The organism is Flavobacterium aureirubrum (assembly GCF_038739835.1).
GTDB classification, from domain to species: domain Bacteria; phylum Bacteroidota; class Bacteroidia; order Flavobacteriales; family Flavobacteriaceae; genus Flavobacterium; species Flavobacterium aureirubrum.
Window position 1 is genome coordinate 27,687 of the sequence record NZ_JBCGDO010000024.1, and the last position, 12,222, is coordinate 39,908.

General features: G+C 33.1%; 10 protein-coding genes. 2 read left to right on the forward strand and 8 right to left on the reverse strand.

The features are described 5' to 3' along the window. Positions 1-39 precede the first annotated feature (39 nt). From WFZ85_RS13990 to WFZ85_RS14000, 3 genes are all read right to left on the reverse strand, one after another. Positions 40-1,014, reverse strand: a complete 975-nt coding sequence (locus tag WFZ85_RS13990) for a DUF4476 domain-containing protein (RefSeq protein WP_342696908.1) — start codon at positions 1,012-1,014, stop codon at positions 40-42. An 11-nt stretch (positions 1,015-1,025) separates the two neighbouring features. Then, positions 1,026-2,168, reverse strand: a complete 1,143-nt coding sequence (locus tag WFZ85_RS13995; RefSeq protein WP_342696909.1) for a hypothetical protein — start codon at positions 2,166-2,168, stop codon at positions 1,026-1,028. A gap of 106 nt (positions 2,169-2,274) precedes the next feature. Continuing rightward, positions 2,275-3,327: an LPP20 family lipoprotein gene (locus WFZ85_RS14000; RefSeq protein ID WP_342696910.1), complete on the reverse strand. Its 1,053-nt coding sequence runs from the start codon at positions 3,325-3,327 to the stop codon at positions 2,275-2,277. 499 nt (positions 3,328-3,826) lie between these two features. Between WFZ85_RS14000 and WFZ85_RS14005 the strand changes: the two genes are divergently transcribed. Next, positions 3,827-5,083 (forward strand): ABC transporter permease, encoded by a 1,257-nt coding sequence (locus WFZ85_RS14005; protein ID WP_342696911.1) that lies wholly within the window; start codon positions 3,827-3,829, stop codon positions 5,081-5,083. A 79-nt stretch (positions 5,084-5,162) separates the two neighbouring features. Here the strand turns inward: WFZ85_RS14005 and accD are convergent, their stop codons facing one another. The 3 genes from accD to tamL form a co-directional block, all read right to left on the reverse strand. Beyond that, positions 5,163-6,017, reverse strand: coding sequence for an acetyl-CoA carboxylase, carboxyltransferase subunit beta (gene accD / locus WFZ85_RS14010; protein ID WP_342696912.1), 855 nt, complete (start codon positions 6,015-6,017; stop codon positions 5,163-5,165). Positions 6,018-6,107: 90 nt separating this feature from the next. Continuing rightward, the gene (fbaA, locus tag WFZ85_RS14015; RefSeq protein WP_342696913.1) at positions 6,108-7,175 is read right to left on the reverse strand and encodes a class II fructose-bisphosphate aldolase; all 1,068 of its coding nucleotides are present in this window, start codon (positions 7,173-7,175) and stop codon (positions 6,108-6,110) included. A gap of 46 nt (positions 7,176-7,221) precedes the next feature. Beyond that, on the reverse strand, positions 7,222-9,783 hold the full coding sequence (gene tamL / locus WFZ85_RS14020; protein WP_342696914.1) for a translocation and assembly module lipoprotein TamL: 2,562 nt from the start codon (positions 9,781-9,783) through the stop codon (positions 7,222-7,224). A gap of 36 nt (positions 9,784-9,819) precedes the next feature. On the opposite strand from tamL, the gene WFZ85_RS14025 reads away from it, so the two are divergent. Then, positions 9,820-10,554 carry a TrmH family RNA methyltransferase gene (locus tag WFZ85_RS14025; protein ID WP_342696915.1) on the forward strand — a complete coding sequence of 245 codons (735 nt, stop codon included), beginning with the start codon at positions 9,820-9,822 and terminating at the stop codon, positions 10,552-10,554. Positions 10,555-10,570: 16 nt separating this feature from the next. Here the strand turns inward: WFZ85_RS14025 and porT are convergent, their stop codons facing one another. Both porT and ubiE read right to left on the reverse strand, forming a co-directional pair. Continuing rightward, positions 10,571-11,272, reverse strand: coding sequence for a type IX secretion/gliding motility protein PorT/SprT (gene porT, locus WFZ85_RS14030; protein WP_342696916.1), 702 nt, complete (start codon positions 11,270-11,272; stop codon positions 10,571-10,573). A 22-nt stretch (positions 11,273-11,294) separates the two neighbouring features. Next, entirely contained in the window at positions 11,295-12,026 is a 732-nt protein-coding gene (ubiE, locus tag WFZ85_RS14035) for a bifunctional demethylmenaquinone methyltransferase/2-methoxy-6-polyprenyl-1,4-benzoquinol methylase UbiE (RefSeq protein WP_342696917.1), read from the reverse strand. Between the last annotated feature and the right edge of the window lie 196 nt (positions 12,027-12,222).

Consider the following 12,222-nt stretch of genomic DNA (forward strand, 5'->3'; position numbering starts at 1 on the left):
TTAAGTTAAACTGTATTGTAGTTATTTTCAAGTGTAAAATTATTTATTATCACTGTTATTTTCTATAAATTCAGTCAATTCGTCTGTTGACGATGAAAAACTAAACACATCATTTACTTGGTAATAATTTTCTTTGTCTACGCATTTAGAGTAGGCAAACTTGGCATAATCTAATTTGTTTTCTTCAAATGAAAATAAACCAATAATTTCCATTATCTGTGCAGTTGACAGGCAATTTGCAGTAGTAAACTGCTTAGCCACTTTCATTTTAGACTCAGCAAAAGATTGTTTTTCTACAGAAGATTTTGCTTTTTGAAAATCTGATGCGGCCATTTGGATAGTACACTTTTTGGCACTCTTTACAACTGTAGTATTGGTTGTAGGTTTTTCAGCAACTATTTCTTCTTTTTCAACTTTTGGTCTCGCTTGCTTCACAGTGCTTTCTGTTTTAGTGGTAACAGAAGTGTTTAATCCACCAATATTGACATTGACATTTATATTGTCTTCAGATTCTTCGATTTTAGTATTAATGCCAATTCCAACAGTATTTATGTCAACGGTTGTTGTCTCAGTTTCGGTCGTTTGTGCTGCTGGTTTAGTATTACTTTTTGCAGGAACAGCAATCGGATTTTCTACTTCATGGTATTTTACAATAGCGGTTCCTTTTGATGGCGTTACATCATTATCAAAGCTATTCATTGATAATTTCATTTTACCTTTTTTATCTTTCTTAAGATTGTAGGTTACATTGACTCTTTTTTCATCGTAATCTAAAAGATATACGTTTTGATTTAAAGACTCAATACTTTGATCTGCAAAAATTACTTTTAGCAGGTAATTTGGTTTGTCTAAATCGGTAACTTTTACATTGGTAGAAGGTGCATCATTTTGCCTAACACCATTTATAATTACGTAAAAAAGTTCGCCTTCCTGAGAGAAAACAGTTATCGTGCTTGTTTGCGCAAAAAACAGTTGTGAGGCAAATAATAAAAGTAGTAGTAATTTTGTTTTCATGTGTTTCTATTTTATTGTTGAACTGGTTTAACTAAATTAGGGATTATGTATGATTGTGGTGCAAAATTTATTTGTCGTCCATAAATCATTTTTACGTCAAGGAGTTGTTTTTTTAGCGTCGGAATTTCATCGGCGTAGTCTAAAATTTTATCAGCAAGTTCATCCGCTTTGTCTTTATAAGTACATATTAGTTTAGTGTAATTATTAGCAGAAACGATTTCAAGGTCACCGCCAAAACTTTGATCTGCTTTTAACTTTGTTCTAAGCGTTCGTAAATCCCTAAAACTTCCAGAGTTATAAAATCGAAGTTCATATGGCGTTCCCGAATTTATCCAGTTGCCGATATAACTGCTAAACATTCCAATAAGTTTTGAAAAGTTTAAATCTACCGCTTGATTGATAGCTTGTGATGTACTAGTAGTTGTGCCGCTTTTTGGTATACTTTCGAGTGTAATAGTTCCCAAGCCTTCGCCAGTACAATTATCAAAAGCTCGTGCTTGAAAACCTACTTTTTTGCCTTGAACAATGTCAAATGCTCCTTTTACTTCAGAGGTTGTAAGCTGACTTACCAATATTATAAACTGTGCGTTGGTTAAGACTGCCAATTGTTGCGCATAGCTAAGTTGAGGATTACTGTCTTGCATCAAATTACTTCTTTCGTTTTGTAGCGTTTTTAATCTAGATTGGTCTACATAACGGTAAGAACGTTCGGCTAAAAAGCTATTAATTTTATCTACAGCGAGTTGCAAATCTTTCTTTTCATTCTCGTTTTGAACTGATGGATCTACAGTGACCAAAAATCGAACACCGCCAATAGTTTTACTTAATAATTTAAAATCGGCTTCTAAACTATTGGTTGTAACTTCGGCTTGAATGGTAATTTCAAATCGGTCCGGAAATGGAATTTCTTTTAGGATATTATATTTTTTAATATAGCCTGAGGTATTGGATGCAATAGCATCAGAAATAATCATATAATTTTCAACGCGAGTTTCAGAACGCAGATTGACTCCTACAGCTTGAGATACTGCATTTCTAAGTGCATCTTGAAGTGCGTCCGTTCTATTTAATCCAGTTCCTTTTGCTTCAACTGCTTGTTGAGAAAAATTGAAATGGGTTACCATTAAGAAGAGTATGAGTACTTTATATTTCATTTTAAAAGTAAAATTTTGATTAAATTAAAAACAGATTTTTATTACTGATTTTATTGTTAGTTTATTGATGTTTAAACAAAAGATGTTAGCTATAAAAGTGCCAATTTTAGAAAACAAGTTTAAATAAAGCTGCACCTACATCTTGAGCAATTCGAGCTACTTTATTCCAAAAAACATTTTTAGATGATTTTTCTGGAATTTTAAATACGCCTTTTCCAGTTTGAATCATATTGATGATATCAACCCCTTTTTGATTTCCAAAGGCTTGTAGCACGTCTTTTCCCATTTGTAAATATTGAGGAAACTTTCCTTCTTTTAATCTAAAATGCTGTGAAAAATCAAACAACACTTTTCCGTTATCGTCTACAACAATAGGATACATCGATGGGTCAATTTCACCTGAGTTTTCTAAATTAAATAAAATTGGGTTTGAACCATCAATTCCTTCACCAGTTTCTGTATTCTCTTGTGCCAATAATGGTGATTTTTCAAAACCATTTTTAGCTCTAGCTTGGCTTAATGATTGTTCGTCTAGTGATGTAGCCAAACTTTCTTTACCATAAATTGGCATTCGTAATCTCACTTCAATAAAGCCATTTTTTTCTTTGGCTTCGCCAATTTGTTGCGCACCTTTAACGATGCCGTCTACTCTAGAATAAACATAATCGCTAGTAGTAATCATATCTTGAACGGTGGTTTCACCAACGATTTGAACTCCTTTTACAATTTCTAGCAAATTACGTTGTGCAACAACTACTGCACCTCTTGTGGCCATTAATTTAGCTTGTGCCGCGTTTTTAAATCGTTCGTTATCAATGACAGATTGACCTACTGCTTCAATATATTGCTGTGTCCAATTTACATTTCCATTTGGTTTCGGTACAACCAAATCTTTTCCATTTTTAACAATATCTTCAATCTTTATTTGTTTAACAGGGCCAGTTGGTGCAGCAGGAGAAGGAATAGTTTGTGTTTGCACCTCGGTTGCAGTTTGTTCTTTTACTTTTGGAACTGTTGCTTTTTTTGATGCTTTTTTTTGAGCTTTGATTGCTCGTTTTTGCATTTTTGTAACGGTAGGAGTTTGTGCATGGGTCATTTCTATGCTAGAAAATAACGAAAACAAAAGTGCAATTGCAAATAGAGAGTATTTCTTGGTCATATTTTTTTGGTTTTTAGTTTTATAACGTATTTAAAAAAATTTTTATCAGATGGTGTAATTAAAATGGATTGGTTTTAATTTTTTAAAAAACTTCACTTTTTACTAATTAAATACTGGCACAAATATAAATTATTTTAAAATTAAACTACTTTTAAATTCTGGCCTAGAATATTTTAATAAAAGAATACCTATTTCTTTGCATAAAAAAAATAATTTAAAGTAAGTTTTTAACATTTGTAGTCGAAAATTACAAATACTGTGTCATTGCAATAAAAGTCGTTCATTGTTAAATATTCAACCATAAATAAAGAACGGAATTTAAGAAATTTTAAACCATCTTTTAATTGAGTTGTATTTATTGCTGTGCTTCGTGTGCTTTTATTTTATAAAAAATTGGTAAAATGTTTTTAAAAAAGTAATAATTCGTTTTAATTTCTGTAACAATTCGTTTTTTCTTATCACTAATACCTTAAATTTGACCAAGAAAAGCTAAACTATTATGCTTGTTTACCTCAGGTTACTAAAAGAAAGTCTTGGATTTGCGATGAATGCTTTGCGTAATAACAAATTACGAACAATGCTTTCGTTGCTTGGGGTTACAATTGGGATTTTTTCTATTATTGCAGTTCTAGCTGCCGTAGACTCGCTTGATGTACAAATCAAAAGAGACTTAAATACACTTGATAAGAATACTGTTTACGTCACAAGTATTTCTTTTGGGCCAAGTGATGTACCAAAATGGAAAAGAGAACAATTTCCAAAAGTGAGTTTTGAGGAATTTCAATTCTTGAAGACTTCATTGACCAATATTGAAAATTCCTGTTTTCAATATTTCACATCCAATCAAAATATCAAATTTGAAAATAATACTGTTAAAGCTGTTAATATGGTTCCCGTTACTTCAGAGTTTGATGATATTCAACGAATGGAGTTTTTAGATGGGAGGTTTTTTAATGAATCCGAGTCTAGCTCGGGAAAACAAGTGGTAGTTTTAGGTTATGAAATTGCGAAAGGACTATTTGATAACGTTAACCCAATTGGAAAACAAATCAGGATGTATGGTCAGCGTTTCATTGTAATTGGCGTAACTAAAAAGAAAGGTGAGTCGGCTATAGAATTGGGTGGAAATGATGATAACTCCGTGTTTTTTCCTTCCTTATTTTTAAGAAGAATATATGGCGATAACAATAAAATTCTTCTACCAGTTGTAGTACTAAAACCAGTAAAAGGTGCCGATATGGAAGCATTGAAAGGTGAAATTTCACAAAAACTGCGCAACTTTAGAGGTGTGAAAGATGGTGAAATCAATAATTTTTTTATCAGTGTTTTATCAGGATTTACAGATTTGATTGATGGTGTTATCGGCAATATGAAATTAGGCGGTTGGGTTATTAGTTTGTTCTCACTTTTGGTGGGCGGTTTTGGAATTGCTAATATCATGTTTGTGTCTGTAAAGGAGCGAACGAACTTAATAGGAATTCAAAAGTCGTTGGGTGCTAAAAATAAATTTATCCTTTTTCAATTTCTTTTTGAAGCTATAATTCTTTGTGTAATTGGTGGCATTATCGGTTTATTTTTAGTCTGGGTTATTGCCATAGTTCTAACCAAATTCCTTGAATTTGAATTTGTATTGAGTTTTGCCAATATTATCTTAGGCACAAGTTTGGCAGCCATCATTGGATTAATTGCTGGAATTTTGCCTGCTATTTCTGCCTCGCGATTAGATCCTGTTGAAGCGATTAGAAGTGGAATGTAGTTCGTTTGTAAGTTTTAAATTATAAAAAAAGACACAAACGAAGAATTTGTGTCTTTTTTTATTTATTTAAAACTTGAACTTATCTAATCTCTTGATTTAAAATCAAATCGAGATATAAATTGATCTTGTCTTTCAATTCTTTTCTCGGTGTGATAAAATCAAGGAAACCATGATCGAGAACAAACTCAGCTGTTTGGAAACCTTCTGGTAAATCTTTTCCTGTAGTGTCACGAACAACTCTTGGACCAGCAAACCCTATCAAAGCGCCAGGTTCAGAAATATTAATATCACCAAGCATAGCATAAGAAGCTGTTGTTCCTCCAGTGGTTGGGTCAGTGCATAGTGAAATGTAAGGAATTTTTGCATCGGCCAATTGTGCTAATTTTGCTGACGTTTTTGCTAATTGCATCAATGAGTACGCTGCTTCCATCATTCGAGCACCACCCGATTTTGAAATCATCAAAAACGGTATTTTGTGTTTAATAGAATAGTCAATACCACGGGCAATTTTTTCGCCCACAACAGCACCCATCGATCCACCAATGAATGCAAAATCCATACAACAAACTACTAAATCATTTCCTTTTGATTTTCCTACAGCAGTGCGAACCGCATCTTTCAAGCCTGTTTTAGCCATGACATCTTTTAAGCGATCAGCATATTTTTTAGTATCAACAAAACCCAGCGGATCTTTGGACGTCATATTAGCGTCCAATTCTTTGAATTCGTTGTTATCAAACAAAATCTCAAAATATTCTTTACTGCCAATTCTCACATGAAAATCGTCTTCTGGACTTACCCAAAGATTTCTTGCCAATTCGTCTTGGTCAATAATTTTTCCTGTTGGTGATTTATACCAAAGTCCTTTTGGAACATCTTTTTTCTCCTCAGTAGGAGTTGTGATACCTTTTTCTGTTCTTTTAAACCAAGCCATATTTTTAAGTATTCGGTGTTCAGTTTTTAGTAGTTAGTCGCAGTAGCTACAGTTCTGAAACTGAATACTGAGACTTTTTACTAATAACAATTAAAGAGTGTTTACATTATTCAAGTCTGCAAATGCTTGTTCTAATCTTTTATTGAAAGTTACTTCACCTTCACGAATCCATTTTCTTGGGTCGTAATGTTTTTTATTTGGCGAGTCGGCACCATCAGGACTTCCAATTTGTGTTTGCAAATAATCAATTTTTGATGTCATGTAGTCACGAATTCCTTCAGTGAATGCAAATTGTAAATCAGTATCGATATTCATTTTGATTACGCCATAGGAAATAGCTTCTCTGATTTCTTCAATAGTAGAACCAGAACCACCATGGAAAACAAAATCAATTGGATTGTGTTCTGTGTTAAACTTATTTTGAACATAATCCTGCGAATTTTTCAAGATTTTTGGTGTCAATTTTACATTTCCTGGCTTATAAACTCCGTGTACATTACCAAAAGAAGCTGCGATAGTAAATCGCGGACTTACTTTCAATAATTCTTCGTAAGCATAGGAAACTTCGGAAGGTTGCGTATAAAGTTTTGAGCTGTCTACATCAGAGTTGTCAACGCCATCTTCTTCACCGCCAGTAATTCCTAATTCGATTTCTAGAGTCATTCCCATTTTGCTCATTCGAGCCAAATAGTTTTTACAAATTTCAATATTTTCTTCGATTGGTTCCTCTGATAAATCAATCATGTGCGAAGAGTATAATGGTTTTCCTGTTTCGGCAAAATGTTTTTCAGAGGCGTCAAGCAAGCCGTCAATCCAAGGTAATAATTTTTTGGCACAATGGTCAGTATGAAGAATTACGGTTGCGCCATACAATTCCGCTAAAGTATGTACGTGTTTTGCTCCTGCAATGCCACCAGCAATAGCTGCTCTTTCGTTTTCATTAGACAATCCTTTTCCGGCGTTGAACTGCGCGCCACCATTTGAAAATTGAATAATCACTGGTGCATTTAGTTTTGCTGCAGTTTCAAGCACACCATTTATAGTGCTTGAACCAATTACATTTACTGCCGGAAGTGCAAATCCCTTTTCTTTGGCATATTTAAAAATTGCTTGAACTTCGTCTCCAGTTGCAACTCCAGGTTTTATTGAATGAGCCATTTTGTTTATTTTAAGGTTAGGGTTACAAAAATAATAATTTCTAATTTTAGAAAGGATAATTTATTCCAATATTTACCACTGATTTGTCAAAGCGCATTTCCTTTAACCATTTTTCTCCTTCAGCATTTGCAGGGTTATACGTTTTAAAGCCCAAATCTAATCTGACCACAAAAAAGTTAAAATCATATCGAGCTCCAAATCCAGTTCCAACAGCTGTATCTTTTAAAGATTCTAGGCCAGAAAACACCGCTTTTGGATCGGTTACAATGTCGCTTACGTTCCAGATGTTTCCTGCATCAATGAATAGAGCGCCAAACAATTGTTGGAAAATGTTAAAACGAAATTCGGTGCTAACACTAATTTTCATATTGGCTTCGTTAAAATCATTTATAGCGCCTGTACTTCCTGGACCTAAACCGTAAGACTGCCAAGCACGAATATCATTAGAGCCACCAGCAAAATAACTTCGAGAAAAGGGAACACTATTAGAGTTTCCATAAGGAATTGCCAAGCCAAAAAATGCTCTCGTTGCTACTACTTTTTTTCGCGATAAATCCCAATGTTTTATAAACTCAAATTCTGTTTTAAGATATTGTGAGTAGGTTACGCCAAATAATGCGCTGCTTCCATCCGCAGTTTGCAATCGACTGGAACTTTTTGATAATAATGATAGCAAGTTGCCAGCCGACTCTAATTTTCCTCTAAAAGTGTAAAATTCATTATCAGTAAGGTCTTTTTTAGAAGTTTTTGAATAAGAAAAGCTAGTAGCAAAAATGAGGTTATTCTCAGTAAGTCTTCTTCTTCTTTCTTCAATGCTTCTAATGATGTTAAAATCTTGTGCTGAAGGAATAACCACAGGGTTTGGTCCTAAAACATCATTAATAAAGCCGCTTGTTCCCGACTCGATGATTAAGTTATCTTGTGTTACATCGCCACCGTTAACATAATCAGGATTTGTGTTATAGGTTTGTGCTTGTTCATTCAAGGCATCATAGGAAGAAGCATAAACGTTGAAGTAGTTTTGTGAATTTAAGTTTTTTACAAACTGAATATTGAGTAAGTCAAAGCGAACATTTGTGTTTTTTTTTGGTGTCCAATTGTAGGTTAAAGCACTGGTAAAGTTTTGTTTGTCCAACCCGATATTTGTCTGTTTAGAATATCCTACACTAATGGTGGTAAATGGAATCATCGACTTTGGGACAATTCTATCTGTCTTGAAAGGGAGAAATAATCTAGGAAAATTAAGTCTAGCATCGACTCCTATTTCGGCAACATTAAAAAAGTTGTCATTTGGGTTTGCCACGTCTCTTGACGAGCCTATATTTCCTCTAAACGCAATTTCAAAAGTTTCGGCACCGTTAAAAATATTTCGAATAGAAAAAGTAGTGCTTCCTTCAACACCGATATCCAAAATGTTAGAATGGGTAAAGTCGGTAGAAAACCCAAAGGTGTATTTTTTTCTTGGAGTTAAATAAATATTCGCAATTAGTCCATTTTCTTCTGTGCTATCTTCAATATACTGTATCAAAGGATAGCTAAAAACTTTCAGATTACTCAAATATCTTGAAGTTAATGATGTTTTAGTATCCGAAAAATAACTGCCTTTTACTATAAATACGCCATCAGTGATTGATTTTGGACGATATTTTAACTTGTTTGAACTGTATAGGTTAAAGTCTTTGTAAACAGTGCTGTCGCTAATTTTTGCATTTGGATTTGCCGGACTATGATCAGTAAAAATATTGACTTTACTAATTTTATATAGCTTAAATGGCACAGTTCTCATCGTGTCATCAATTCTTATGTTTTCATCATTAATAAGTACGTCAATATTGGCTACATGCGATTTGACGATGGTATCAATATTGAAATTTATATTATTTTGCTGAAACCGAAAAGCACCATTATTTCTAAAATCTTCTGTAATTCGTGCTCTTTCCTCATCAAAAGCAGTTTTGGCATATTGTTTTTTGCTTTTTAAAATTGAGTTGTTTTTTCGAAGTTGATAAATAGAGTCAAGTGGTGGACTGGTGATATAGGAATTTATGCTGTCTAACATGTAGGGTTTTCCCAGTTTTACATCATATCGCAGTTTTACTTTTTTTTCACCAATACTATCAATGGTGTACTTTGTAGAAGCATCAAAATAGCCCCGATTGAAATAATACGATTTTAATCGTTTTAGCGATTTTCTAGTACTCGAAGTATCAATAATGACTGGCGCTTCACCAGTTTTTTTTAAAAAATCATTTATGCCCTTGTAATAGAATGATTCACCTAATCTTTTCACTTGTTTTTTTGAAAGCCATTTCACTTTCCTATTGTATTTTTTTGAGTTGGCAACAAACTTGGCTTTATACAATGAGTCTGCTTTTTCTTTGGCTAAATTGAAAATATTTAATCGAAAGTGATACCCTAATAATTTACTGTTTTGTTTTTGGTATAATTGATTAGAGACTTCTTCAGACGTTGTTTTTTTACCGTCGACGAAAATATCGTTATTAGTAAGAAGACTTTTTCCAGCAGGAACTTTTTTTGTGGTATTGCACCCAAATATAATTAGTCCTATTAGAATAATTAATGATATTTTTGTGATGCTTCTTGTCAAGGGTAGTTTTATATAAGATTCAAAAATACTGTTTTTATGGTTAGTAAAAACCAAATAAAGTTAATTACAAGCCTTCAGCTAAAAAAATTTAGAAATCAGCATCAATTGTTTATTGCTGAAGGTGTAAAAGTAATTCAAGAATTGTTACAATCAAATTTTGTGTTGGAACATTTGTATGTTACCGACACCATTTTTGACAATGTCAGTATTGCACAGAAAACAATAATTGATGAAAGGGAATTAAAAAAAATTTCGGCTTTGAATACGCCAAGTTCATGTTTAGCAATTTTTAAAATTCCGCCACAAAGTAAAATGCATGAAAATGGATTATTAGTTGCTCTAGACTCCATTAGAGATCCTGGAAATTTAGGAACGATTATTCGTTTGTGTGATTGGTTTGGGGTAAAAGATTTAGTATGTTCTGAAGAAACAGTAGATGTATATAATCCAAAAGTAGTACAAGCTTCAATGGGTTCAATTGCTAGGGTGAATGTTAATTATCTAGATTTGAACAATTTTATTTCTAGTACAACACTGCCAATTTTTGGTACATTTATGGACGGGAAAAGTATTTATACACAACAATTACCTTCTGAAGGAATTTTAGTTTTTGGCAATGAAGCTAATGGAATTTCACCAGTATTAGAAAAAAATATTAAAAATAAGATTGCAATTCCAAGATTTGGTAACATTCAAAAAACCGAAAGTTTAAACGTGGCAACCGCAGCCGCTATTTTCTTGAGCGAATTTAGAAGAAATAATCAGCAATAAATCACGGAAATAATGCCTAGTGAAAGGTAAAATTTATTAAAACCGCTCTTGTTTTGAAAGCTTCTATATTTCCTGTCCAAGGACTGTTTGGATCATCATCTCTTATTAATTCGTCGTTCATTCCAAAAACTCCTCTAATAGAAGGCGAGAATTTAAAATATTCAAAGTATAAATCTATTCCAAATCCAAAAGTGTAATTTTGTGTCCAAGTTTTAACTCTAAATCTTTGTTCAGAGTTATCATCTTTCGATTTTGCATTACTCGATAAATTGAGCGTGGTTGAAACTCCACCAACTAGATAAGGGCGAACATTTCCTGTTCGTAATGAGCTGAATTTTAATAATAAAGGAAAATCGATATAGGTTGATTTAACTTCTCTCAACGCGTCAAGTTCATTGGTAAAACCTTGATAAGTCAGCGTTCTGCTGGCGTAATACAATCCTGGTTCAAATCGCAATTCAATGTATTCTTGTAATCGCAATGCGCCTACTAATCCTACATTAAAACCTGTATTTCCAACTACATTAATATCTTGTCCGGGAATTTTATAATCTACTTTATAATCAAAATTACTAAAGCCCAAAAAATAGCCCCAGTAAACCCTTTGTTTATCAAAATTTTCGAGGTTAATAATAGGATCTTTCGCAAACATACTTTTTCCAAATTGTGCATGGGCTGCAGTTGAAATTAAAAATAAAAGCGCAAGTATTCTTTTCATTTTTTAGCTAAAAAAGTAAGTTTTAATTTTTTGTAGCGGTATAAATTGTTGCAACTCCGAAGGTTTGCGGCATCGCTTTACATTCAATAAACGAAACTTTTCTCAAAATATTGTTTAATGCTTCTCCATAAGGGAAATTCGCTGCCGACTCTGATAAATAGCCGTAGGCATTGTCATCTTTTGAAAATATTTTACCTATTAAAGGAAGAATAAGTTTAGTGTAAAAAGCATATCCTTGTTTGAACGGAAACTTGGTAGGAACAGAGGTTTCTAAAATCACTAAAATTCCTGATGGTTTTAAAACTCTATGTATTTCGGCTAATCCTTTTTCCAAAGTTTCAAAGTTTCGAATACCAAAAGAAACCGTTATTGCATCAAAATGATTGTCAGGAAAAGGAATACTTTCGCTGTCGCCAAGCACCATTTCTATTTTTTGAGAGAGATTTTTTTTCTGAATTTTATCTTTACCCACATCTAACATGCCCGATGATAAATCCAATCCCACAATTTTACTGGCAGAAGTGGTTGACATTAAAATAGCTAAATCGCCAGTTCCGGTGGCGATATCAAGAATATTTTCGGGCTTTTTTGCAGCGACGAGTGCCACTACTTTTTTTCGCCACTTCACGTCAATGCCAAGTGATATAACTCTGTTTAATCCATCATAATCAGAAGAAATGGTGTCAAACATTTGAGTTACTTGTTCTTTCTTTCCGAGAGTGGAATCTTTATATGGTGTTATGTTCTTTGACATTCTTCAATTTTCGACAAATATAATCCAATAATTTAATAAGCAGATTGCTTTAAAATGTTCTTTACGATTTAACCCGTTGGGTGTAATTATTTGAAGTAAAATAAATTGATTAGATATTGGTCAAGATACTGAAATGCAGTATCTTGAAGTCGCAAAACAACCAATATCTATGTCAAATATAGTAAAAAATTATTTT